Source organism: Nitrospirillum amazonense, assembly GCF_007828035.1.
GTDB lineage: Bacteria > Pseudomonadota > Alphaproteobacteria > Azospirillales > Azospirillaceae > Nitrospirillum > Nitrospirillum amazonense.
Window position 1 is genome coordinate 234,616 of the sequence record NZ_VITV01000007.1, and the last position, 25,319, is coordinate 259,934.

Consider the following 25,319-nt stretch of genomic DNA (forward strand, 5'->3'; position numbering starts at 1 on the left):
TTTCCAACGGCTTGTTTCACAGTCCGGGGACGGCCGATCCACGATTCCGGCCGAGACAGCGCGGATAGTCCCCCTTCGCCCTCGTACCTTCAACGGGAAACACCATGCCCGACGTCCCTGACCTGCCGCTCGCCACCACCCGGCTGGTGGTCACGCCCGACACGGTGACGGTGCGCGACGGCCGTCCGCCCTTGAGCCTGCTGGTGCATGAGGGCGGCGCGCGCGCCGATACCACCGTCTTCTTCTGCCACGGCAGTGGCGGCAACAAGAACCAGTGGCGCCACCAATGGGCCGCCCTGGTGGAGGCGGGGGTGCGCATCGTCGCCTGGGATTTCGTCGGCCACGGCCAAAGCCCGCAGCCGCGCGACTGGGCGGCGTATCAGGGCAGCCATCTGGTGGCGGACTACCGCCAGATCCTGGAGACATATGGTCAAGGCCGCGTGATCCTGGCCGGCCATTCCTATGGCTGCCGCCTGACCTTGAGCCTGTTGCAGGGTCTGGCGGCGGAAGGGCGGCTGGACCGTGTGGCGGCGGCCCTGCTGCTGGCCCCGCCCAGCCCCGTCGCCCAGCTGGGCGCCAACCCGCTGAGCTGGCTGCCGCCCTTCATCCTGGAATGGATCCGCCCCATCATCTCCGCCAAGTTCCGTTCCCTGGCCTGGCATCCGGACACCGACGCCGCCCTGCTGGCGTTCGAGGAGCAGGCGACCAAGGGCAACAGCCTGTTCATGATGAAGGCGCTGATGAGCCAGGCGGCCCACCCCGACCCGGCAGCGCTGTCCGCCCTGACCCTGCCCATCACCGTGGTGGCCGGCGCCAACGACGGCCTGACTCCCCCGGCCGGCGCCCGCGACCTGGCCGGGCGCCTGCCCAACGCCACCTACGTGGAACTGGAACGCTGCGGCCACCAGATCATGCTGGAAAAGCCGGCCGAGACCAACGCCCTGCTGCTGGGCCTAGTGAACGGCTAAGGCGCCCTGGGGGTAGGGGTGGGAGTGGAGGAGTAGGTGATGGCCACGATGCGCCATCCGGTCGTGTCCTTCACCAGCTGCCACATCTCCAGCCCCCGGTTGGTTTCCACCCCGTCGATGAAGAAATGAAAGTCGAAGGTGACCGAGGCAACGGTGCCGTCGCTGACGATGCGGATGTTGTCGTGGCGCGGGTCCAGCGCCGATTTGGTCGTGGAGACGAAATTGGCAAAGTCGCGATGGCTGCCCTCCCGCACCTTGGGCTTGACCCCGGCGACAGGCGCGTATGCCTCCTCCGTCAGGACGTTCAGCCAGGTGCCGCCTTCTGGAATGAACAATGACGCCAGGCCGGTGCCGTCATGGCTGACCACGGCGGCGTGAAAGGCGTCCATCACTTGGCGAATGCCGGCCTCGTCCGGCCCCGCCGCCTGGGCCGCCGGGGCCAGGCACAGGCTGAGGGCGAATAGGGGAATGAGTAAGGCGCGCATGGGGCCTCCTGTCGTCGGGAATGCCCCTGCCTGGCACGGCGTCCGGCGCTTTAACGACTAAAGAAACGCTAAAGCCGCCTAAAGACGCGCTCCAGCCAGCCCTGCGGCCGCAACTGGGCGTCCAGCCCGTCCAGCCGCGCCGCCGTGACCTTGGCCAGATCGCCCGCTGGGCCAGCGGCGAAGGCGGTCCACACCACCCGCCCCGTGGCGGCATCCGTCGCCGTCAGCGACAGTTCCGGCGCGCCGTTCCACAGGATCAGACGGGGCGTCAGCGTCAAGCCATCCGCTGGCGGCGTGTCCGATGCCGTCACGGCCACAGCCGTCACTTGCGCCAGGCGGTTGGTCACCACCGTGTCCAAGGCGCGCGACAGGGCATCATAGCCAGCCTCGCCGGTCTCGTTGCGCACCGGCGCCACCGCCACCGCCGGCCAGGGCGTTGATCCGGGTGCCAAGCCCCAACCCGCCAGGGCAACCAGCGCCACCGCCAAGCCCGCGACGGCCAATGGGCCCCAATGGCTATGAAACATCTGAAACGTCCCCTCCCAGGGAACGGACGACTCCTGGTTCAGCCGGTAGCCCCGTCGCGCCACGGTGACTAGGTGCACCGGCTCGCCCGCGTCCTCGTCCAGGGCGCGTCGTAGATCGCCGATGACCACGGCCACGCTGTTGGCGCTGACGGCCCTGCCCTGCCAAACGTCGGCCAGCAAGGCGTCGCGGCTGACCACCTCACCACGTCGCACGCACAGTGCCGCCAGCGTCCGCGCGGCGCGATCCTCCAGCCGCCGCTCCGTCCCGTCGGCATGGCGCAGAGATACGCCGTCGAAAGTCCAATCACCGATGCGATGCGTAGGTGTCATATCGCTGATCCCTGCCTCGTCGGCCCAGGATAGCACGCCTCACTCGTACCGCAGCGCCGCCACCGGCGGGGCGCTGGCGACGCGGATGACGTGGACCGCCACCGTGGCCAGGGCCACGGCCAAGGCGGCGGCGCCGGCGGCCAGGAAGGTCAGGGGCGCCTGGTCCACCCGCACCGTGAATTGCAGCAGCCACTGGTGCAAAGCCCACCAGGCTACAGGCCACGCCACCAGGTTGGCCAGCAGCACCGGCCGGGTGAATTGCCAGGCCATCAGCCCCATGATGTCCGGTACCCTGGCCCCCACCACCCGGCGGACGCCAATCTCCTTGGTGCGCCGGGCCGCCGTCAGGGCGGTCAGACCGAACAAGCCCATATTGGCCAGCGCCACGGCCAAGCCACCGAAGGCGGCGAAAACGCGGGCCTGGCGCCTTTCCGATTGGTAGAGGCTTTCGATCCGCTCATCCGCGAAGGCGCGGCGCAGGTATTCGGCGTCGGGGTACAGTTTGTCGACCACGGCGTTCACGGCCGCAACCGTGGCCCGTTGGTCACCTGCGGCCAGGCGCACGGTCAGGTGCTGGCCGCTGGCCTTGATCAGGAACATCAGCGGCAGGTCGGCCCGGCGGGCGGACTGAAACCGCATGTCCGCCACCACGCCGGCGACCTCGGTGGGGTCTTCGCTGTTGATGGAGAGGCGTTCGCCCACCGCGTCCTCCGGCCTGGCGTATCCCATGCGCCGCGCCGCGGTTTCCGTCAGGATGAGGTAACGCGGCTTGTCCTCGTCCACCTCCGTCGGCTTCCAGCCGGAGGGCAGGCCCTTGCCCGCCACCAGGCGCGCACCATAGGTGGCGAAGAAATCCTGGTCCGCGGTGAAGCTGGCGATGCCCCGCGCCTGGCGCAGGGTGCTGCGGGTGTCCGCCGGGAGGTCGAAGCTGGACAGACTTTCCGATTGGGCGGCCGGCACCAGGCTGGACAGGCTGGCGGCACGCACCCCGGGCAGGCGTGACACCTCCGCCTTCAAGGTGGCGGCCCGCGCAAGATCGGCGGGCAAGTTGCTGACCAGGTACAGGCTGTCCGGCTGATAGCCCAGGCCAGCCGCCTGCACATGGGCCACCTGGCGCTGCACCGTGAAGGTCGCCACCATCAGGGCGATGGACACCGCGAACTGCGCCACCACCAGCACGGCCCGTACACGGCCGGCACCCGGCGCCTGGGCGCGGCCCTTCAGGACCTCCCCGGGCCGATAGCCCGACAACACCAGGGCGGGATAGAACCCGCCCAGTACGCCCACCAGCACGGGCGTGGCCAGCAGCAGGGGCAGCAGCCAGCCCCGCGTCAGGGGCGCCAGCGATACATCCCGGCCCACCAGTCCCTGAAACGCCGGCCGGGCCAGTTCCATGAGCGCCAGGGCGGCCACGGTGCCGAGGGTGGCCAGCAGCACCGCCTCGCCGGTGAACAGGGCGACCAGTTGCCGGCGGCGGGCGCCCACCAGCTTGCGGATGCCCACCTCGCGGGCGCGGGTGATGGCCTGGGCCGTGGCCATGTTGGTGTAGTTCGCGATGGCGATGCCCAGGATCAGCAGGGCGACGCCGCCCAGGACCTGCAAGGTGCCGACGTCCCCCTCGGCGAGGGTGCCCAGCACCTTGACCCGCAGATAGATGTCGGGGACGGGGTCAAGCCGCAGGCTGACCATGTTGTCCATCCCGCCGCCCGCCTTGTCGGGGTTGGGCGGGTTGTGCCGGTTGACGAACGCGGGCAGCGCCGCACCCACGGCCGCCGCCGACGCCCCCGGCGCCAAGCGGACATAGGTGGTGACGCCCGAGATGTCGGACCAGGCGCGCGGCTTCGCATGCGCCCAGGACTTGTCCCCCCGCGCGGCCTCGGCGGCGACCGCGGTGAAGACCAGATGGCTTTGCCGCAGCGGCGCCAGAACACCGGTGACGGTCAGGGCCGGTCCGTGCCGCACCTCGATCGTGCGGCCCATGGGGTCGGCGTCCCCGAACAGCGTGCGCGCCAGTTCCCGGGTTACCACCACGCCGTCGGGCCGGGCCAGCGCCAGGGTGGGATCGCCCCGTTCCAGTGGATAATCCAGCAGCCGCAGGAAATCCGGATCGGCCCACAGCACCCGCTGTTCGAAGTAGCGGGTGGCGGCGCCCAGCATCACCCGATCCGGCTCGATACGGGTGACGGCCTCCACCTCCGGCACCTCCTGCTTCAGGGGCTCGGCCAAGTCATCCGGAGCGAAGGCCAGCTTGATGGACTGCCCGCCTACGTTCAGCTGGCTGCCCACGCGGTACAGGCGGTCGACGTGGGTGAAACCCCGATCCACCGTCCCCTCTTCCGCGACGTAGAGGCTGACCAGCAGGAAGGCGGCGATACCGACGGCCAGACCCGCCAGGTTCAGGAGGGTGAACAGGACATGCCGGCGGAAGAAGATGGGCAGCGTGAACGTGGACATCGAGCACCTCCCCCTTATTCATACCGCAGGGCGCTGGCCGCCGGCGCCCGGGTCACGCGGATGACGTGGATGGCCACGGTGGCCAGTGCCACGGCCAGGGCGGCGGCCCCGGCGGCCAGATAGGTGCCGGGCCCCTGGTCCACCCGCACGGTGAATTGCCCCAGCCAGCGATGCAGCCCCCACCAGGCCAAGGGCCATGCCACCAAGTTGGCCAGCAGCACCGGCCGCGCGAACTGCCACACCATCAGCCAGGCGATGTCGCGCGCCCGGGCCCCCACCACCCGGCGGATGCCAATCTCCTTGGTCCGGCGCGCCGCCGCCAGCGCCGTCAGGCCGAACAGCCCCAGATTGGCCAGCACGATGGCCAGCGCGCTGAAGATGGCGAAGACCTTGGCTTGGCGCTCCTCCGTCCGGTACTGGGCTTCCAGCCGGTCGTCGGCGAAGCCGCGCGGCGCGCGGCGCGCCTCGGGATACAACCGATCCACCAGGGCGTTGATGGCGGCCAGGGCCGGACGGGGGTCGCCGGCGGCCAGGCGGACGGTCAGGAAGCCGCCGGTGGCGCCGATGGAGAACATCAGCGCCTCGTCCGCGTCGCGGGCGGTGCGGAAACGGACATTGCCCAGCACGCCCGCGACCTCGACCGCATGGTCTTCCTCATCAGTGTAGCGATCGCCCACGGCGTCTATGGGATGGCCATACCCCAGGCGCCTGGCCGCAGCCTCGGTCAGCCAGACATAGCGCCGCCCCCCGTCCATCGCAGCGTGCCAGCCGGGCGGCAGGGCAACCCCCGCCTTGAGATCCAGGCCATAGGTCGCGATAAAGTCCGGATCCGCCGAGAACTCCGGCATGAAGGCCTTGCCCGGCGTGGCGCCATGGGTGTCGCCGGGCACCGTGAGCTGGGTCATGAACTGGCTGATGTCGGCGGGGACGAGGCTGCTGAAGGCCGCGCCCTGGATGCCGGGCAGCTTCGCCAACTCCGTCTTCATGGTGGCCGCGCGCCGGGCGTCGTGGGGCAGCTGGCTGACGACGTACAGGTTTTCCGGCAGGAAGCCCAAGGCGGCGGTGCGGGCGTGCGCCACCTGGCGCAGCACCGTCACCGTGGCGATGATCAGGGTGATGGAGATGGCGAACTGCGCCACCACCAGCACGGCGCGCAGGCGGCCGGCGGCCGGCGCTGCCCCGCCCTTCAGCACCTCCGCCGGGCGGTAACCGGAGAGCACCAGGGCGGGATAAAGGCCGCCCAGCACCCCCACCACCAGGGGCGTGGCCAGGACCAGGGCAAGGAAACCGCCGTCACGCAGCAAGGAAAAGCCGAGCGGCCGGCCCACCAGCGCCTGGAAGGGGGGCAGCAGCACCTCCACCACCGCCAGGGCAGCCAGGGTGCCGGCGATGGCCAGCGCCACGGACTCACCGGTGAACAGGGCCACCAGCTGCCAGCGCCGGGCGCCGGCCAGCTTCCGGATGCCGACCTCGCGCGCCCGGTGGATGGCCTGGGCCGTGGCCAGGTTGGTGTAGTTGGCGATGGCCACGCCCAGGATCAGCAGGGCAGCAGCCGACAGGAGGCCCACGGTGCCAACGTCGCCGCCCGGCTTGGACTGGTTGAAGGTTTTGATGTGCAGATGGATGGCTGGCACCGGGTCCAGGCGCAGTGTCATGAAGCCCTGGCGCACATCATCCGGCAATTGGCTCAGGACGGCGCGGCGCCGCACGAAATCCGGCAGCCGCGCGGCCACCGCCCCGGCGGAGGCGCCCGGGCGCAGCCGGACGTAGACGGCGGTTTCCCCGATGTGGCTCCACTGCTCCGCCGCCATATGTGCCCAGTTCTTGTCGCCCCGACCACTGTCGGCAGCGATGCCGGTGAACTTCAGATGGGTTTCGGCCAGCGGCTTCAGCACGCCGGTGACGGTCAGCATCTGGCCGCCCGCCACCTGGACGGTGCGGCCCATCGGATCGGCATCCCCGAACAGGGTGCGGGCCAGATCCGGCGTCACCACCAGCCCGTCGGGCCGGGCCAGCGCCGTGGCGCTGTCGCCGCGGGCCAGGGGATAGTCCAGCACCCGCAGCAGGTTGGCGTCCGCCCACAACAGCGGCGTGGTCAGGACGCGATCCCCATCCTGAAGGTCGACATCCTCCTCCGAGGCGCGGGTGACCGCCTCCACCTCCGGGAAATCCTGCGCCAGCGGTTCGACCAGCAGGGGCGTGGTGGCGCCCAGGACGATGTCGTTGCCGCCCACGGACAACCGTGTCCCCACCCGGTACAGCCGGTCCACGCCGGTGAACCCCCGGTCCACGGTCAATTCCCCCGCCACATACAGGCTGACCATCAGGAAGCCGGCGATCCCCGCCGTGAGCCCGAACAGGTTGAGCAGGGTGATCAGCGCGTGGCGGCGAAAAATGGACGGCAAGACGATCATTCAGCGGTTTCCCCCGGCTGCGGAATGAGGCCATTGCCTTAAGCAAAAGGTGGGCCGTAGCTTAAGTTATTGTTATTGGTGATAATACCCGGACAACACTCTTGTCCGTTCCCGGACAGTGTCCGGCGGCGGACAGCGGCGGCGTCCGATCACTGCAGTTCCGCACGCAGTTCCCGCACACCACGGCCCAGCCGCCGCTTCAATAAATTACGCAAGGTTGCGGAGTCCGCGTACCCTACTTGGCCGGCGATCCGCTCCAGATCCTCACCCAGCGAAATGAGGTGCTGCACGCGTTCGATGCGCAGGTCCTGGAAGAAGGCGAGCGGGGACTTGCCCAACACCGCTTCGGCCCGGCGCTGCAGGGTGCGTGGGGTGACGGACAGGGCCTTGGCCGCCTCTTGAAGCGAGAAGCCATCGGCCAGATGGCTGCGCGCCCAACGCTCGAAACGTTCAATCAAGGGGTCGGCATGCGCCAGATAGTCCGGGACGATGTAGCGTGCCTGGGAGGGCCGCTTGTCGATCAGCATGAAGCGGGCCACGAAGGCCGCCAACTCGGGGCTTTTCTGCCGCATCAGCCACAGTGCCAGATCCAGGTGGCCCATGGCCGCCCCGGCGGTGACCACCTGGCCGCAGGCGGCAATCATACGCGTATCGTCCAGCCGGACGTCGGGGTAGCGCTGGCGAAACAATGGCGCCAGCGCCCAGGTGGTGGTCGCCTCCAAGCCGTTCAACAACCCGGCCTCGGCCAGCAGGAAGGTGCCAATGCAGGCGCCGGCGACGCCGATGCCCGCCGCATGCCAAGCGCGAAGATAGCCCACCGCCTCGATGACGTCCGTGCGTTCCAGCGCCTTCAACAGCAGGTGGGGCAGCTTGGCATTCAGCGCTGGGACGACCACCCAATCCGCCTTGCGGACGGCGTCCACCGGTTCAACGGGCGCGGCGAAGCCCAGGGCGGTGCGGACCTGCCGTCCTAGGCCCACCACACGTACGTCGAAGGGCGCGACAGGGTTCCCCTGGGCGGCCGCGAGTTCGTTCGCTGTTGAAAAGGTGTCCAGCAACACCGTCAGGCCGGTGTCGAAAACGTCATCAAGGGCCAGGATGGTCAGTCGCATGTCGCAAATTGCCCTAAGAATGTCACTTACGACCATAGCGCGACGTCGGCGTGAAATCTACAATCCAAATAAACACACCTGAGAATTCAGGTACTCTTGGGTAATTGTCATATGTTGGAGCATCATTCATGCAAATAACATCGGAAATACATTTGCTTTTATTGGTTATTCTTGCGACGATAATGATGTGGATTCCCTATACGGTGGCTAGAATCCTGACGCGCGGCCTCATACCGGCTCTGTCCTACCCTAATCCGTCCTATCCGCCCGACCCGGCCTGGGCAGAGCGGGCGCGTCGCGCCCATGCCAACGCCATTGAGAATTTGGCGCCGTTCGCCCCCCTGGTTCTCATCACGACCATGATCGGCGCCAGCACGCCGACGACGGCCCTGGCGGCCCAGGTCTATCTTGCGGCGCGGCTGGTCCACTACGTTGTCTATGCCGCCGGTATTCCAGTCATCCGGACACTAGCCTTCGTCACTGGATGGGGCGCCACACTGGTGTTGGCCCTCACCCTTCTGGGGCACGCTGGCTAATGGGGGTGGGGGGCGCCGCGAGCGCGGCCTTGTAGCCATCCAGCTGCTACCGCGACCGCCCCGTCATCCTGGTCGCCGGTGAAACGACGGCGCCCCTGCCATTCATCCCATGGCCATTGTCGGCGTTGCTCGCGTCACGCCCTGTCGATCCGCGCGGCATAGCAGCCGTATTTGGCGTAATGGGCGTGGATGTAGGCCACGTCCGTCCGGTCCAGCAGGCGATGGATGACGGGGATGGCGTCCGCACCGTCCACCAGGTCGGCCGTCACGATCATATGGCCCGCGTCGAAGCATCGTAGCGATAGGATGCGCCGTTCCAAGGCCGGCGGCAGGGCATTCACCGTCCGGCACGCTTCACCCACGCCCTCGCGCACATAGATCGCATGGGCGGAGCGATACGGGGTGAAGGCGGGTTGATGCTGATGGTTCACCAGCACCACGCGCTCCCCCGGGCGGGCATCCTCCAGGCTGACACGGCAGGGAAAGGCGCCCGGGGCGTCCACCATCTGGCGGCGGGCGCCGGCGGCCAGCAGACCGGCCTCATCCAGGGCGAACAAGGGGGCGAAGGGGGCCGGATCCAGGCCGGTGACGGTGAAGGACAGGGTCATGATGGCAACCGATTGTCAGGTGTCGATGTCCCATCCTGCCCCGCGCCGACGCGGCGGCCATCCCGTTTCCTGCGGTCGAAAATACTCAGTCGCCGTAGGCGTCCGGACCGAAAGAGGGCGGGCCGGGCTTCGCCACCTGCGTCGGTGGCATCTCATCCGCATCCGGCACCACCCGCACCAAGGTGCAAGGGTGGCCCTGGTTGTCGAGCGCCACCGGCATCGCGGGGCGTTGCATGAGCAGAAGGATGAAGGCAAGCAGGAGCAGCCCCAGCAGCGCGCGCGACAGCGCGCCGCCGGCGCCACCGGAAAGGCGGCCGGTCATGATGGTGTCCTTTATGGTTTCAAGGTGCCGCCCGCGGTGCGGAGCCCCGGGGCGGAGGAGCGTCCGTTCAGGCATTCGCTCCGTCACAGGCGAAGTATCGGTGACCGAACCCTTGGCAACAATGTGTATTGCGCGCAGTGTGCCTTCGCCGATGGCGAAGGGTGATCCGCGAAGGGGACCTGCATGCAATTCGACTTGACCGACCTGGCCCTGTTCCGCGACGTGGTGGAGGCGGGCAGCATCACCTGGGGGGCCGAACGGGCGCATTTGGCGCTGGCTGCGGCCAGCACCCGTATCCGCAACATGGAGGTGTCGCTGGGCGCCACCCTGTTGGACCGGGGACGGCACGGGGTGACCCCCACCCCCGCCGGCCGCGCCCTGCTGGCCCATGCCCGCGCCATCCTGGAACAGACGGAGCGCCTGCGCGAGGATTTGAGCGTTTACGCCGGTGGGGCGGCCGGCAACGTCCGCATCCTGTCCAACACCAACGCGCTGACGGAATTCCTGCCGGAGTTGTTGAGCAGCTTCCTGAACGCCCACCCCCTGGTGTCGGTGGATGTGGAGGAGCGGCTGAGTGACGAGATCGTGGCCGCCATCGCCGACGGCATCGGCGACATTGGCATCGTCGCCGGCACGGTGGAGACGGGCCAACTGGAAACCTACCCTTTCCGCCAGGACCGCTTCGTCCTGGTGGCCGCCCCCGCCCACCCGCTGGGCGGGCGTGACACGGTGACCTTCGCCGAGGTGATGGACCATGACCTGGTGGGGCTGGATCGCGCGGCGGCACTGCAACGCTTCCTGTCCGAGCGGGCCGCCCGGGCCGGCCGGCGCCTGCGCCTGCGTGTGCAGCTGCGCAGCTTTGACGGCATCTGCCGCCTGGTGGAGGGCAACGTCGGCATCGGCATCGTGCCGGAGACGACGGCGCGGCGCGCCGCCCAGACCATGGACATCCGCTGCATCGCCCTGACCGACAGCTGGGCGTTACGCGACCTGAAAGTCTGCACCCGCGGCCGCGCCCGCCTGCCCCGCTTCGCCAAGCTGCTGACCGATCATCTGTTGCACACGCCCCCGAAGGGGCCGCTTGAGGATGTGGCCATGGAGCCACCCGCAGCGGCCCCATAGCGCCGCTGGGCGCTTTTCCCTACACTTCCGCGTTCATGACGACGGGTCGGTATAACGGCCCCCGAGCCCCAAGGAAGAGTTCCCATGCGTCTGCGGCCCTTGATTCAGTTGACCGTCCTGGCCGGCGCCACCGTATTCAGCCTGCCCACTGTGAGCCTGCCCGCCTTGGGCGCCGAAGAGGCCAAGCCCGACCCCGTCCTGGCACAGATGGTGGCCTCACCCGCGCGGTCACCACAGTTCCAGGCGCGCGACGCCGCCCGCCATCCCCTGCAGGAGCTGGCCTTCTTCGGCCTGGCGCCGGATCAGACGGTGGTCGAGATATCGCCCAGCGGCGGCTATTGGACGGAGATCCTGGCGCCCTACCTGCATGACCGGGGCACCTACTACGCCGCCGCCAACCCCCGGGGCACGGACAGCGCCTACGCCAACCGCGAGAACGCCGCCTTCGATGCCAAGCTGGCCGCCGACCCGGCGCGGTACGGCAAGGTCAAGGTGACGGAATTCGGCCGGGGGCGCTTCGACATCGCCCCCGCCGGCAGCGCCGACCTGATCGTCACCTTCCGCAACCTGCACAATTGGATGGCCGGCGGTTACGCGGACGAGGCTATGGCTGCCTTCTACCAGGCGCTGAAGCCCGGCGGCATCCTGGGCATCGAGGATCACCGCGCCAGCGATGCGCAGCCGCAAGATCCGAAAGCAACCAGCGGTTACGTAAGACAGGATTACGCCATCGCGCTGGCCAGGAAGGCCGGCTTCGAACTGGTGGCCAGCTCGGAGATCAACGCCAACCCCAAGGACAGCAAGGATTGGCCGGAAGGCGTATGGACCTTGCCCCCGACCTTGGCGCTTAAGGATAGGGACCGGGACCGCTATCTGGCCGTGGGCGAAGCCGATAATTTCGTGCTGAAATTCCGGAAACCCCTGCAATAAGCTGATTAGTTTATACAATATTCAGATAACAAACGAGTCTCGCGCCGCGCCGTCCCCGGTTGCGGCGCGTTTTCGTTTCCAGAGGCGCTGGATGCGGCGATCCGCCACGGCATAGGCCTTAGGTAATAACATTTCCATTTTTGATACCTTGGCATTTCTGCCGTTATCAAAAATGTGGCAAAATTCGCACACTTATCGGTTGATACCGACTGTTACAAATTCCGCCGTTTACTCGATCACACTTCTGCAAAAGAAATTGGTCGCAATCCTGCCCCGGTATGGGCGCGGGGCTGGCTGGGCGCCGTCGGCGCCGGCCAACGATCAAGACAGAAGAGAGATTGAGGAGAGGCATGAGGGAGATTTCCGTCGCCGCCCGCCGTAAGGTGTGGCGCCATGGCATCGCTGCGGGCGCCCTGATGGCGCTGGCCGCGACCACCGCCCAGGCCCAGCAGAAGCAGCAGGCCGCCGCCGATGATTCCCTTGAGGAAATCGTCGTCACCGGTTCGCGCATCGCGCGCCCCAACCTGACGCAGCCGACCCCCGTCCAGGTCATCAACTCCGAAGCCATCCAGGCCACCGGTCTGACCTCGACCGTCGACGTGCTGAGCCAGCTGCCGCAGACCCAGAACGACATGGGTCCGTCGACCAACGCCCGCTTCATCAACGGCGCCGGCGTGAACTTCGCCAACCTGCGCGGCCTGGGCGAATACCGCACCCTGACCCTGGTGGACGGCAAGCGCCATGTCGGTTCGCTGTCCGGCCGTAACGGTTCCGGCGGCACCTCGCTGGTCGACCTGAACAGCATCCCGCCGGCGCTGATCGAGCGCATCGAAGTGGTGACGGGCGGTACGTCGGCCGTGTACGGCGCCGACGCCGTGGCCGGCGTGGTCAACGTCATCACCAAGAAGAACTACGAAGGCGCTGAAGCCACCATCCAGTACAACTGGTCGGATGGGGACGGCTATCAGTCCACCGACATCAGCGCCATCGTCGGCCACAACTTCGACGGCGGCCGCGGCAACATCACCCTGGCGGTCGACTACAACCACGACCTGGGCCTGTATGGCCGCGACCGGCCGGAAGCGCTGTACAACTATACGCTGGTGGCCAACCCGGCCAGCAAGAGCGCCAGCGACGGCATCCCCGACCGCATCACCATCTCCCCGACCGTGTCGTCGGTGCTGGCGGCCAGCGGCGCCCCCGTCATCCGCACCTGGCTGGATGCGGCGCACCCGCAGTACAGCTACACCTTCAAGCCCGACGGCTCGGGCATCGTCCCGTTCAACCGCGGCACGCTGATCAACGGCATCCCGGCAGGCAACAAGACCAGCGCCGGTGACGCCAACTCGATCGGTGGGGACGGCTACAACCCATCCAAGTACCTGACCCTGCGCACCCCCAACATCCGCGAAGTGGCCGACACCCTGGTCAACTATCGCCTGGCGCAGGATCTGGGCCCGATCGACACGCTGAACTTCTTCGCCGACCTGAAGTATTCGGACAGCCGTGGCACCAGCCGGTCCACACCCATGACCAACGGCACGGGCACGCCGGCCACCGGCACGAATGGCCAGCTGGGCTCCGGCGCGCTGACCATCCAGGCCGACAACGCCTATCTGCCGTCCGACCTGAAGGCGCTGCTGGCGACCGACAAGGTGTCCAGCTTCACCATCACCCGCGTGAACGACGACTGGTATGGCCCGCGCGAATACGCCTACGAGTACGAGGTGATGCGCGGCGTGTTCGGCCTGAACGGTGACCTCACCAACGGCTGGCACTACGAGGCCTATTACGACTACGGCCGCAACCGCACCAGCTTCGTGAACACCGACAAGGTCGTCAGCCTGTTCAACCAGCAGCTGGACGCCGTGAACGTGGGCGGCAAGATCGTCTGCCGCGACGCCACCGCCCAGGCCAACGGCTGCGTTCCCATCAACCCGTTCGTGGTCGGCCCGCTGACCGCGGCGCAGAAGAACTACGCCTACACCTACACCAAGGAAATGGCGACGCTGCAGCAGCACGACGCCGCCTTCAACCTGAACGGCGACCTGTTCAAGTTCCCGGCGCTGTTCAGCGGCACCGTGGCCCCGGTCAGCTTCGCGGCCGGTGTCGAGTACCGCAAGGAAGAGTCGGTGGACAAGACCGACTTCCTGCAGAACCAGCCCACCGGCACCATCTACGGCAACCAGAACGGTTCCGTGTCCGGCAGCTACGACACCACCGAAGTCTACGGTGAGTTGAGCGTCCCCGTCCTGCGCGACCTGCCGTTCGCCAAGGCCGTGGATCTGGACCTGGCCTATCGTTACTCCGACTACTCGCTGGCCGGTCCCGCCAGCACCTGGAACGTCCAGGCCGGCTGGGCCGTCAACGACGACGTGAAGCTGCGCGGCGGCATCGCCCGCGCGGTGCGCGCGCCCAACATCGACGACCTGTTCACCCCGGCCGGCGACAACTTCCTGGGCGTCAGCGATCCCTGCTCGGTCGAAAACATCAACGCCAACGCCACCCGCGCCGCCAACTGCGCCAAGGTGGTGCCGGCGGGCTACAAGTCCAGCGACTTCGGCAATCCGTCCACCCGTACGGGCGGCAACATCAACCTGAAGCCGGAAATCGGCCGCACCCTGACGGCCGGCGCCGTGTTCACGCCGACCTTCGTCCCGGGCCTGAACGTCACCGCCGACTATTGGCTGGTGAAGATCACCCAGGGCCAGGCGGCGCTGACCTCCAACTCCATCCTGACCAACTGCTATGACCTGAGCGCCGCCTCGCAGTGCGGCCTGATCACCCGCCGTGCGGACGGTTCCATCGCCACCATCTATGGCAACACCGTCAACATCGGTAAGGAAGTGGTGCGCGGTCTGGACTTCCAGGTCGACTACGCCTTCGAGCTGGACAAGGTGGGCCTGCAGAACATGGGCGGCCTGAACCTGGGCTTCACCGGTACCTGGGTTCCGGAAAGCATCATCATCCAGGACCCGGCCCACGCCGAGAACAAGCTGTACCGCGCCGGCACCGTCGGTTATCCGCACCTGAAGGGCCGCTTCACCGGCACCTGGGATTGGAACAACCTGTCGGTCACCTGGTCCAGCCGTTTCATCGGCGAGTCCGAGACCTTCCCGAACTCCACTGCTGAAATCGCTGATTTCAACAAGATCCCGACCTACTGGTACCACGACGTCTCCGCGCGGTACCGCTGGAAGAACATCACGGTGTTCGGCGGTATCAACAACCTGGCGGACAAGATGCCCCCGGCCGTGCCGTTCCTGTACCAGGGCTCGTACCAGGGCGGTTCGTATGCCACGTTCCCGGTCACCACGGGTGGCGGCGGCTCGTACGACATCGTCGGCCGTACCTTCTTCGTCGGCACGACGGTGAAGTTCTGATGAGTGCGGGGGCCGGGCGGCGACGCCGGGCCCCCATCCTGCGAGAAGTCGGGGCCGCGACCGGGAAACCGGTCCGGCCCCTTTCGCGTTCAGCCCCCGTGCGACCGTGGCCGCCGGGGTTTTGGGAGAGATGGATGAAGCACGCCCACATTGCCGCCCCCCTCGCGGCGACCCTCCTGGCCCTGGCCGCACCGGCCCAGGCGGCGACCGCCCCCAGCGCCGCCGGCGAGGTGGTGGCCTGCAAGAAGATCCCCGACCGGGACCAGCGCCTGGCCTGCTTCGACAGGAGCAGCGACGGCTTGGAAGCAGAGATGAAAAAGGCGGTGGAGGCCACCTTCGGCGGCCCGCCCAGCGTCAAGGCCGACCAGACCGAGGCCACGTTCGGCAAGCATGAGCCGCCCCCGCCCCCCGTGGCGGCGGAACTGGACAACATCCAGTCCCGCATCGTCTCCATGCGCCCCGACCCCGCCGGCCGGCCCATCTTCACCCTGGAGAATGGCCAGGTCTGGCGCTCCCAGGAAAACGCCCGCATCCATCTGAAGGGTGGTGAGGTCGCCACCGTGTCCCGTTCCATGCTGGGCATGGGCTATCAGCTGCAGGTGGGGGACATGTCCTACAGCCTGAGCGTTGTGCGCGACCGCTGATGCCCGTTTTCATTGTTCCTCAAGCGCCGGCGTCAGCATCCGCTGACTTGGCTTCCTCGTTCCGTCCTTCGGTACTCACTCCGGGGCCGGCGGTCGCCGGCCACCAAGGGGGCTCAAGCCCCCTTGGGTCTTGTTCAGCGGTCAGTTCTGCGCCGGGCTGCCGGCGACGATGAACTTGCGGATGTCCTGGGTCAGCTTTTCGATGGCCTGGGGCTGCACGTACATCATGTGGCCGCCGGGGTAGTAGTTGAACGACACCCGGTTGGTGGGCACGCCCGCGTCGTTGAAGCTGTTCTCGGTATGGAAGAACGGCGTCGCTAGGTCGTAATAGCCCATGGCGACGAACGCCCGCATGCCCTTGTTCTGGCGCATGGCGTCGCCCACGAAGGGGCCGACGTCGGTGCCGCGGTAGGGCTCGCTGCCGCCGCCATCCACCTGGGCGTAGTTCCAGCGGCGATAGAGGGAGCCCAGCACCTTGTACTCCCGCCCGCCCATGTCCAGGCCCAAGTCGTTGCGGAAGTAGGTGTTCACCACGGCGCTGAACGCCCCGCTCATGCCATTCAGCGAGGGGTCGTTGTCCGGCCGGTCGCCTGAGCTGTCGTAGTCTTCGCCCAGGTAACGGCCGTCGATGCGGCCGATGCTCTTGCCCTGATCGCGCAGCAGTTCCTTCATGAAGCGGTGGTCCTGGATCTTCAGGTGCGACTGCTCGATGAAGGCGGGGGACAATCCTGTGAAATGGGCCAGCTTGGCCACCACCGCCTTGTGCTGTTCCGGCGGCAGCCGGTTGCCCAGGATGAGGGCGGAGGCGTACTCCGTCGCCGCGAATTGGCGGGCGTCGGCCAGGAACTTGTCGAAGCCCATGGAGGTGTCGGCCACCTTCTTGTGGTACCAGGCCGTGGCGGCATAGCTGGGCAGGAAGGACCAGTAGGGTACCAGGTTGCCCCGCGCGAAGGTCAGCGAGGTGTAGTCCATGGCCGGAGAGATCAGGATGATGCCGTTCAGGGACACGGTGGAGGTGGTGCCGCTCAGTTCCGGCAGCATGGCGCCGGTGCGGATGCCGCCATAGCTTTCGCCGCCCAGGAACTTGGGGCTGTTCCAGCGCTTGTTGTCGCCCAGCCAGACACGTACGAACTGCGCGACCGACTTCGCATCCTCCTTCACGCCCAGGAAGTCCTTCTCCTCCCCCTTACCGATGGCGTGGCTGTAGCCGGTGGCGACCGGGTCGATGAACACCAGGTCGGTCACGTCCAGGATGGAATAGGCGTTGTCCACCAGCGGGAAGGGCGGCGGGCCGGGGTTTTCGGCGTCCGCCGGGATCTGCACGCGCTTGGGGCCAAAGACGCCCATGTGCAGCCACAGGCTGGCCGAGCCGGGGCCGCCGTTATAGAGGAAGGTCACCGGCCGCGTGGCGGGATTGGCGCCCTTCTTGGTGTAGGCGACGGAGAAGATGCTGGCGACGGGTTCGCCCTTCTCATCACGCAGATAGGTCTCCCCCGCCGAAACGGTGTAGTCGACGCGCTTGCCATTGAAGGTGCCGGAGCGGTCGACGGTGACGCGCTTGGGCGCGTCCGCCTTTGATGCGTCCGGGCCGGCCTTCGGCACGCCTTCCTTATGATCCTGCTTGTCGTCTTTTTTCTCCTGCGCGACGCCCATCACGGCAGGAGCCATGACCGCCGGCAGCGTCACGGCCAACACGGCCGCCACCAGCAGTGCCCAACGCCTGTTCTTCACTGGAACCCCCATTCTTTTTCAACGCTCTACGCCGGGCCGCCCCTGTCGAAACGGCCTAGCAGGCACAGCGTAACAAAAGCATTCGAAATAGGACGCCCGGATAAAAGTTTTAAGCGGGGGCATAGCTGGCGCCGTGCCGGCCTGCGGCCAGCCGGTCGAAGCGGATGGCCCGATTGCTGAGGCAAGGTCGCCGTCTGGCTGAATCGAAAAAGTCGCACCAACCAGGCACCGTGCCATCCATGAACTATCCCCATGGCACGGGAACCTTTGAAATCCTTGGGTGTTCTCACATCACACGTTTTTCTTCGGCCCCGGAAGCCTATCCTCTCCTCAGGAGGCAAAAACAAATCATGGACGTTTCCGGCCCCCCGTCCCCGCGGCGGACCATCCGTCGCCCCGCGCTGATCAGCCTGATGCTCGGCCTGGCGCTCTGCCTGTTCTGCCTGATGCCCGGCAAGGCCCAGGCGCAGACACCCTCCCCCCTCAGCGAATGGCAATATTCGGCCGGCGTGCTGCTGCGGTCGAAGTTCGAGAATCCGCTGCCCACCTGGGATGTCAGCGTCGGGGCCGCGACGTCGTTGCAGCCGCGCTACGTCGGCTCGTCCGAATATCATGTGCAGCCGGGCATCAACCTGGATGTGCGCTACAAGGATATCGCCTTCTTCTCCATGGGTGAGGGCCTGGGCGTTAATCTGCTGCGCGGAGAGAACTTCCGCGCCGGCGTCGCCCTGGGCTTCGATGTCGGCCGCGACCAGGACGACAGTTCCCAACTGCACGGCCTGGGTGACATCTCTCCCGCGCCGGAGGCCAAGGTGTTCGCGGAGTACACCATCTTCCCCGTCGTGCTGCGCACCGCCGTGCGGCGCGGCTTCGGCGGCAACAACGGCTGGGTGGGGGACGTCAGCGCCTATCTGCCCGTCGCAGGGTCGGAGCGCTTCTTCGTCTTCGTCGGCCCGACCGCGACCTACGCCGATTCCTCCTACATGCGGCGCTATTTCGGCATCAACCCCAACCAATCCATCCGCAGCGGGTACCGCCAATTCACGCCGGGCAGCGGTTTCAGCAGCGCCGGCTTCGGCTCCAGCGCCGTATGGTTCTGGACGGAACACTGGTTCATGACGGCGGACGGCGCCTACCAGAGGCTGCTGGGCGACGCCGCCGACAGCCCCATCACCCGCGCCCATTCGCAGCTGACCCTGAACCTGAGCGTCGCCTACCGGTTCTGACCGCATAATGTTCACGCCAATGCGGTTGGCGGCGCGCGCCCAACCACCTTAAGATGGTGGTGCCACAGGAAATACAGCCCTGGCGGAAGTTGGCGGAGGCCGGCTCCGCCAGGGCCTTTGGGGGAACCGCACCATGCCGCGCGTGATCAAGGTTTTCGATGCGTCGGCGCAGGCCCTGGCGGCTCTGCCCGGCGTCCGCCTGGTGCGGGACTATCCCGCCTTCCGCATCGTCGAGGTGGACGCGGATGACGCCGCCACCGCGGTGCTGGCCACCGGCCTGACGGAGGAGATCAGCGACCTATACACGCTGACCATGGCCAACACCGGTGCTGCCCCCATCGACACCGGCATTCCTCGCGTGGCCGCCGACGGCGGCCATGAGGCCCACCCGGCCTATGAGGACCAGGCCCCCTTGCCGCCGGGTGCCCACCATTACATCGTCCAGTTCGTCGGCCCCATCCAGGATGGGTGGCTGACCGCCGTGGCGGCAACGGGGGCGGAGGTGGTGGAGCCCTATCAGCACTTCGCCATCATCGTTCGCGCCACCGCCGACGAGGCGGGCGTGCTGAGCCAGTTGGGCATCGTCCGATGGGTGGGTCACCTGCCCTATTCCGCCCGCCTGATCCATGACATCGACGTGCTGGCGGCCCCGCCGGTGCCGGGCGCGCAGCACGGCCACGCCCTGCCGGACGCCTATACGGTAGAGTTTTTCGATGCCGCCCAGGCTCGGCATCATCAGGCCGATGTCGCCGCCGCCGGCTTCACCATCCTGGAGGAAGCGCCGGGCAGTTCCTTGCTGGTGGTGGAAACGACGGCGCCGGGCGAAGGCAGCCTGCGCGACAAGCTGCTGGCCCTGGCCCGGGTGCATGGGGTGAAGCGCATCGGCCGCCATGTGCTGCCCATGCCGTCCACCGACCAGGCCACCCGCATCATCGGCTCCGCCAACGTGCTGGCTGATGCCATGGGCCTGGGACTGACCGGTGCCGGCGAGGTGGTGGCGATGTGCGACACCGGCCTGGACTCAGGCGATCCCGCCACCATCCACCCGGACTTCGCCGGGCGTGTCCTGGCCCTGGAAAGCTATCCCATCAGCCCCAGTTACGCCTCGCGCATCAACAACCCGGGCGCCGACGACGGACCCGCCGACGTCAACCGCGGCCACGGCACCCATACCGCTGGGGCCCTGTTGGGGGACGGCACCGCCAGCGCCGAGTTGCCCAACCTGGCCGGCCCGGTGCGCGGCCTGGCCTATAAGGCGCAGGTGGTCATGCAGGCGGTGGAACAGTTCCTGGACTGGAAACCCGTCGAGGGGCAAACGCCGCCACCGCCCTATTCCCTGGCCGGTCTGCCCAGCGACCTGAAGGTGCTGTACAGCGCGGCCTACGGCAAGGGCGCCCGCATCCATTCCAATTCCTGGGGCGGCGGCACCAAGCAGGCCTACAATTCCTACTGCACGGACATCGACACCTTCATCTGGAACAATCCGGACTTCTGCATCGTCTTTTCCGCCGGCAATGACGGCGCCGACAATGACGGCGACGGCCGCATCGATCCCGGCAGCGTCACCCCGCCCGGCACGGCCAAGAACTGCGTCACCGTGGGCGCCTGCGCCAACAACCGGCAGGACATCCCCCTCACCAATGGCGCCAAATGGGGTGCCAAGGCCGCCCCGGTCGACGCCCTGGTGGCGGGCGGCCCCGACCAGATGGCCCCCTTCAGCAGCCGGGGGCCCACCCAGGACGGTCGGATAAAGCCCGACGTGGTGGCCCCCGGCACCTTCATTCTGTCGACCCGGTCGCAGCGGCTGACCAGCTACAACGGCCAGACGCCCTATTACACCCCCACCACGCCTTTCTACATGTATGAGAGCGGCACCAGCACGGCAGCACCGCTGGTTGCCGGGGCCATCGCCCTGATCCGTCAATATCTGCGCACCCAGGCGGGCCATCCGGCGCCCTCCGCCGCCCTGCTGAAGGCCGCGCTCATCGCCGGCGCGGTGCCCTTGAGCGGAACGGATGGTCCGGTGCCCGACATCAACCAGGGCTTCGGCCGCGTCCACCTGGATATTATCCTGGCGCCGGCCGCCCCCTTACGTGCCACCTTCCTGGACGGCGGCAGCGTCGCCACGGGCGACCTTTATCAGCACAGCCTGCAGGTGGTGGTGGACGGCAGCCCCTTGCGGGTGGTGATGGCCTATAGCGACTACCCCGGCGCCAGCCTGGTGAACAACCTGAACCTGGTGCTGCGCGGGCCTGACGGCTCCACCCTCACCGGCAACGCCGGCCCCGGCGGCCAGGACCCCAATGGCCAAACCCCCAACAGCCAGACGATGGACAGTGCCAACAATGTCGAGGTCATCGCCGTGGCGGCGGCGGCGGCCGGCACCTGGATCGTGCAGGTGATCGGCGCCAACGTGCCCCAAGGGCCGCAGCCCTTCGCCCTGGCCCTGCTGGCCGCCAGTTGAAAGAAAAAGGGCGGCGCCCCCAAGGCCGCCGCCCTTTCTTTTAAACCTATCCGGACAGCACCGTTCCCTACACTGGCCCGGGGTCTGATCGGCGGGCCAGCCGGTGCCGTGCGTCCGTGACCGGCGGCCTTACAGCGCGTCGGTGTCTGTCTCGCCCGTACGGATACGGACGGCTTGCGCCAGTTCCAGCACGAAGATCTTGCCGTCGCCGATCTTGCCGGTGTTGGCAGCGGCCTGGATGGCCTCCACCGCCTTGTCGGCCAGATCGTCGGGCACGGCCACTTCGATCTTCATCTTGGGCAGGAAGCTGACGGCGTACTCGGCGCCCCGGTAAATCTCGGTCTGGCCCTTTTGACGGCCATAGCCCTTGACTTCGGTGACGGTCAGGCCCTGGACCCCCAGACCGGTCAGGGCGTCGCGCACCTCATCCAGCTTGAAGGGTTTGATCACCGCGATAATGAACTTCATCAGACCACTCCCTGATTGGATATTCGTGATCGCCGGGGGCGGGTCGGCCGGGTCAGTCTAACATCACCGGCCGACTTCTGTTCCCACGGATCCGCTTGGACTTCAGTCCCTTAGGGATAGCTCGGCCATTCCCAAGGATACGCAACCAAGGCTCAGTGGATGGACTCGCCATGCAGGGCGATGTCCAGGCCGTCGCGCTCGACTTCCTCATCGACGCGCAGGCCGATCACCAGGTCGATCACCTTCAGCAGGACAAAGGTGATGACGCCGCACCACACGATGGTGAAGGCCACACCTTCCAGCTGGATGATGATCTGGGCGGCATTGCCCTCGATCAGGCCCAGCTTCGTGTCGGGCGCGTCCTTCAGCGTGGCGGCGAAGGCGCCCTCGCTGTTGGCCACGGCCATCTTGGCGAACACGCCGGTCAGGATGGCGCCGACGATGCCGCCGATGCCGTGCACGCCGAAGGCGTCCAGGCTGTCGTCATAGCCCAGGGCCTTCTTCAGCGAGGTGGCGGAGAAGAAGCAGATGATACCGACGGCGATGCCGATGGCGAAGGCGCCAACGGTGTCGACGAAACCGGCGGCCGGGGTGATGGCCACCAGACCGGCCACGGCGCCCGAGATGATGCCCAGGACCGAGGGCTTGCCCTTCACGGCCCACTCAACGAACACCCAGGCCAGCGCCGCAGCGGCTGTAGCCACCTGGGTCACGGTCATGGCCATGCCAGCGCGCGGACCGGCCGTCAGGGCCGAACCGGCGTTGAAGCCGAACCAGCCCACCCACAGCAGCGAGGCGCCGATGAGGCTCAGCACCAGGTTGTGCGGGCTGAAGTCGGCGTTGGGATAACCCTTGCGCTTGCCGATGACCAGGCAGGCCACCAGGCCGGCGATGCCAGCGTTGATGTGCACGACGGTGCCGCCGGCGAAGTCCAGCACGCCCAGCTTGGCCAGGTAGCCATTGGGATGCCACACCGTGTGGGCGATGGGGGCGTAGACGACCAGCGACCACAGCGTGATGAAGATCAGCATGGCCGAGAACTTCATGCGATCGGCGAAGGCGCCGGTGATCAGCGCCGGCGTGATGATCGCGAAGGTCATCTGGTACATCATGAACACCGGCTCCGGGATCGTCGGGGCCAGGGCGTGGGTACCGGTCGGGTCCATGCCCGCCAGCAGCACGCGACTGAAGCCACCGATGAATTCCTTGGCGTCGGCGGCATCACTGGCCGCGGAGAAGGCCAGGCTGTATTCGACCAGCGCCCACAGCACGGTCACCAGGCAGGTAATGGCGAAGCTCTGCATCACCATGGCCAGCACGTTGAACTTCCGGACCATGCCGCCGTAGAACAGCGCCAGTCCGGGAATGGTCATCATCAGCACCAGCGCCGTGGACGTCAGCATCCACGCCGTGTCGCCCCCACTGATGGTGGGCGCGGCGGGCGCCGCAGCGGCGGCCGCGGCCGCGGCGGGTGCCGCGGCGTCCTGAGCGAAGGCCAGCGCCGGCGCCATGCCGGCCAGCGCCATCACCATCACTCCAAGTAAACGGTTCCCAAGCAAACGGTTCATCTGGCTCCCCATTCCCGTTCGTTTAAGCCGGTTCCGGCACCCCCAGGTCTGCCCCCGGGAACCAGTCCGGCCATCAGCCAACCGTCCCCTCCTTTCAAAGTTCGTGCCGCAGTGCGAACAAGGGCCCCGGATGGCGGGAACGCTGGCCCCCATACCCCCGCAGGCCACCCCCATTTGTTGCCGAAAGGTTAAAAAATCCGCACGCTTTTCGGGCGGACCGCCCGGCACCATGGGCCATTGCCTATATTTAAGGCGTTTCTCACTTTGCCACAGCTTGTGGTTTCAGCTTATTTTTGAAGCTGTTTCAAGCGGCTGGGCCTAATGGTTGCGACACCGGGTTTCGGGCGAAACGTAGAATTTCGTTCCACGCCTAAAAATCGTGCACATTTTTTCAAATTCCACTACCTTGGCACAACTTATGGAAACCAGTTTCACCACAGACATGGTTTCTTACAACTTCTTAGCGTAAAAACAGCCTCGCCAGGCCGAGGCTTGGCAAATCAACCTTTTGTGGCTACCTCCACCCGACTGCGGCCAAGCGCCTCAGGTGTTCGCGATTGGGACACCGCCTCATTTTCAGGCAGCCAGACGCGGTTGGCATCGATCTTGCTGCGACGCAATACGCAGTCATCGCCTACATAAAACAATCAACAAGCCTCACGGAGAATAAACAATGGCCTCAGTTCGGGAGATTGAAGTCGACTGTCCGCTCGCCACCCGCGCGCCGGCCCCGCGCGGACGCACCACCAAGACCGTCCTGCTAGCGGCCACCGCCGCCGCCGCCATCAGCCTGATGGTGGGCCTGTCCGCCATCGCCACGCCCGCGCTGGCGCAAGAGGCGGCCCCCGCCGCGGCCGCCCCCACCGAACCGCCGGGCATCAAGTGGTCCGCCTATGTCGAGGCCGGCGCCACCTTCAATAGCAACGGCCCCACCGGCGGCACCAACTATGGCCACCTGTTCACGGACAAGACCAACCAACTGGTCCTGAACCAGCTGTCGGGCACCGTCTCCAAGGACCTGGACCCCAAGGCCGAAGGCTTCGACTGGGGCTTCAAGGTGCAGGGCTTCTACGGTACCGACGCCCGCTATACCCATTTCCTGGGCATCCTGGACACCGGCATCAAGGAACGCACCCAGTTCGACCTGGTGGAAGCCAACGTCCTGCTGCACTTCCCCAGCCCCGGCGCCGGCGGCCTGGACCTGAAGGTGGGCGCGTTCTCCACGCCGCTGGGCGCGGAGGTGATCGCCGCCCCGTCCAACCTGCTGTACAGCCACAGCTACATCTTCAACTTCGGCCTGCCGCTGAAGCACACCGGCGCCCTGGCCACCCTGCACCTGACGCCGGACATCGACCTGTACGGCGGCGTCGACAGCGGCGTGAACACGACGCTGAGCGATGGCGACAACAACGGCGCCGCAGCCGGCATCTTCGGTATCGGCCTGAACAACCTGGTGGACGGCAAGCTGACGGTGCTGGCCTTGACCCACGTGGGCCCGGAAAACCCCAGCCTGAAGGCGCCGCTGGGCTATGCCGACGCCAACCACGAGAACCGCTGGATCAGCGACATCACCGCCACCTTCAAGGCGACGGACGAGCTGACGCTGATCACCGAGCTGAACTACATCAAGGACGACCTGTTCAACGTCGATGGCGGCGGCATCGCCCAGTACGTCAGTTACACCCTGTCGCCGGAACTGACGGCCACCCTGCGCGCCGAATGGTGGCGGGATGGCCACGGCTTCTTCGTGGCGGCCTTCCCCGGCAACCGCGACTTCGTCTTCCTGGAGAAGGGGGAGCCGCTGGAGAAGGGCGCCATCGGTCCCGGGGTGGGCACCAGCTATGGCGAGCTTACCCTGGGCGTCACCTGGAAGCCGGCGGACCTGGGCCTGCTGGACGGCCTGACCCTGCGGCCGGAGGTGCGCTACGACAAGGCCAACCACGCCGCCTACGACAACCTGACCAAGGACGACCAGTTCACGTTCGGTGTTGATTTGATCCTGCCTTTCGGCGGTTGATCCGCTAATA

General features: G+C 67.0%; 19 protein-coding genes. 9 read left to right on the forward strand and 10 right to left on the reverse strand.

From position 1 onward, the window contains the following. Positions 1-104: 104 nt before the first annotated feature. Positions 105-968, forward strand: coding sequence for an alpha/beta fold hydrolase (locus FBZ87_RS19950; RefSeq protein ID WP_145612338.1), 864 nt, complete (start codon positions 105-107; stop codon positions 966-968). Here FBZ87_RS19950 and FBZ87_RS19955 read toward each other — a convergent pair. From FBZ87_RS19955 to FBZ87_RS19975, 5 genes are all read right to left on the reverse strand, one after another. Then, positions 965-1,453, reverse strand: a complete 489-nt coding sequence (locus FBZ87_RS19955) for a YybH family protein (RefSeq protein ID WP_145612339.1) — start codon at positions 1,451-1,453, stop codon at positions 965-967. The two genes, FBZ87_RS19950 and FBZ87_RS19955, sit on opposite strands and share 4 nt — an antisense overlap. A gap of 68 nt (positions 1,454-1,521) precedes the next feature. Continuing rightward, the gene (locus FBZ87_RS19960) at positions 1,522-2,310 is read right to left on the reverse strand and encodes a winged helix-turn-helix domain-containing protein (protein ID WP_145612340.1); all 789 of its coding nucleotides are present in this window, start codon (positions 2,308-2,310) and stop codon (positions 1,522-1,524) included. Between the two features lie 39 nt (positions 2,311-2,349). Next, the gene (locus FBZ87_RS19965) at positions 2,350-4,764 is read right to left on the reverse strand and encodes an ABC transporter permease (RefSeq protein WP_145612341.1); all 2,415 of its coding nucleotides are present in this window, start codon (positions 4,762-4,764) and stop codon (positions 2,350-2,352) included. 14 nt (positions 4,765-4,778) lie between these two features. After that, positions 4,779-7,178 carry an ABC transporter permease gene (locus FBZ87_RS19970; RefSeq protein ID WP_145612342.1) on the reverse strand — a complete coding sequence of 800 codons (2,400 nt, stop codon included), beginning with the start codon at positions 7,176-7,178 and terminating at the stop codon, positions 4,779-4,781. A gap of 149 nt (positions 7,179-7,327) precedes the next feature. After that, positions 7,328-8,290, reverse strand: coding sequence for a GlxA family transcriptional regulator (locus FBZ87_RS19975; protein WP_145612343.1), 963 nt, complete (start codon positions 8,288-8,290; stop codon positions 7,328-7,330). Between the two features lie 128 nt (positions 8,291-8,418). On the opposite strand from FBZ87_RS19975, the gene FBZ87_RS19980 reads away from it, so the two are divergent. Continuing rightward, on the forward strand, positions 8,419-8,826 hold the full coding sequence (locus FBZ87_RS19980; RefSeq protein WP_145612344.1) for an MAPEG family protein: 408 nt from the start codon (positions 8,419-8,421) through the stop codon (positions 8,824-8,826). Positions 8,827-8,960: 134 nt separating this feature from the next. Here FBZ87_RS19980 and FBZ87_RS19985 read toward each other — a convergent pair whose 3' ends face one another. Further along, positions 8,961-9,434, reverse strand: coding sequence for a DUF1203 domain-containing protein (locus FBZ87_RS19985; protein WP_145612345.1), 474 nt, complete (start codon positions 9,432-9,434; stop codon positions 8,961-8,963). An 85-nt stretch (positions 9,435-9,519) separates the two neighbouring features. Next, positions 9,520-9,756: a hypothetical protein gene (locus tag FBZ87_RS19990; RefSeq protein WP_145612346.1), complete on the reverse strand. Its 237-nt coding sequence runs from the start codon at positions 9,754-9,756 to the stop codon at positions 9,520-9,522. A gap of 183 nt (positions 9,757-9,939) precedes the next feature. Here FBZ87_RS19990 and FBZ87_RS19995 point away from each other — a divergent pair, with 183 nt between their 5' ends. From FBZ87_RS19995 to FBZ87_RS20010, 4 genes are all read left to right on the forward strand, one after another. Further along, on the forward strand, positions 9,940-10,878 hold the full coding sequence (locus FBZ87_RS19995) for a LysR family transcriptional regulator (RefSeq protein WP_145612347.1): 939 nt from the start codon (positions 9,940-9,942) through the stop codon (positions 10,876-10,878). An 84-nt stretch (positions 10,879-10,962) separates the two neighbouring features. Continuing rightward, positions 10,963-11,808: a class I SAM-dependent methyltransferase gene (locus FBZ87_RS20000; RefSeq protein ID WP_145612348.1), complete on the forward strand. Its 846-nt coding sequence runs from the start codon at positions 10,963-10,965 to the stop codon at positions 11,806-11,808. Between the two features lie 350 nt (positions 11,809-12,158). Then, complete coding sequence (locus FBZ87_RS20005; RefSeq protein ID WP_186454857.1) at positions 12,159-15,191, forward strand: TonB-dependent receptor domain-containing protein; 3,033 nt, start codon at positions 12,159-12,161, stop codon at positions 15,189-15,191. A gap of 134 nt (positions 15,192-15,325) precedes the next feature. After that, complete coding sequence (locus FBZ87_RS20010) at positions 15,326-15,835, forward strand: hypothetical protein (protein ID WP_145612350.1); 510 nt, start codon at positions 15,326-15,328, stop codon at positions 15,833-15,835. A gap of 141 nt (positions 15,836-15,976) precedes the next feature. On the opposite strand, the gene FBZ87_RS20015 is transcribed toward FBZ87_RS20010, so the two are convergent. Next, entirely contained in the window at positions 15,977-17,566 is a 1,590-nt protein-coding gene (locus FBZ87_RS20015) for a S10 family peptidase (RefSeq protein ID WP_145612351.1), read from the reverse strand. A 350-nt stretch (positions 17,567-17,916) separates the two neighbouring features. On the opposite strand from FBZ87_RS20015, the gene FBZ87_RS20020 reads away from it, so the two are divergent. Together FBZ87_RS20020 and FBZ87_RS20025 are read left to right on the forward strand one after the other, a co-directional pair. Beyond that, positions 17,917-18,792 (forward strand): MipA/OmpV family protein, encoded by an 876-nt coding sequence (locus tag FBZ87_RS20020; protein ID WP_211107019.1) that lies wholly within the window; start codon positions 17,917-17,919, stop codon positions 18,790-18,792. Positions 18,793-18,925: 133 nt separating this feature from the next. Further along, positions 18,926-21,256: a S8 family serine peptidase gene (locus FBZ87_RS20025; RefSeq protein ID WP_145612352.1), complete on the forward strand. Its 2,331-nt coding sequence runs from the start codon at positions 18,926-18,928 to the stop codon at positions 21,254-21,256. A 129-nt stretch (positions 21,257-21,385) separates the two neighbouring features. Here the strand turns inward: FBZ87_RS20025 and FBZ87_RS20030 are convergent, their stop codons facing one another. Together FBZ87_RS20030 and FBZ87_RS20035 are read right to left on the reverse strand one after the other, a co-directional pair. Beyond that, entirely contained in the window at positions 21,386-21,724 is a 339-nt protein-coding gene (locus FBZ87_RS20030) for a P-II family nitrogen regulator (RefSeq protein WP_004271938.1), read from the reverse strand. A 152-nt stretch (positions 21,725-21,876) separates the two neighbouring features. After that, positions 21,877-23,256 carry an ammonium transporter gene (locus FBZ87_RS20035; RefSeq protein WP_281288991.1) on the reverse strand — a complete coding sequence of 460 codons (1,380 nt, stop codon included), beginning with the start codon at positions 23,254-23,256 and terminating at the stop codon, positions 21,877-21,879. Positions 23,257-23,965: 709 nt separating this feature from the next. On the opposite strand from FBZ87_RS20035, the gene FBZ87_RS20040 reads away from it, so the two are divergent. Continuing rightward, positions 23,966-25,309: a porin gene (locus tag FBZ87_RS20040; RefSeq protein WP_145612354.1), complete on the forward strand. Its 1,344-nt coding sequence runs from the start codon at positions 23,966-23,968 to the stop codon at positions 25,307-25,309. Positions 25,310-25,319 lie beyond the last annotated feature (10 nt).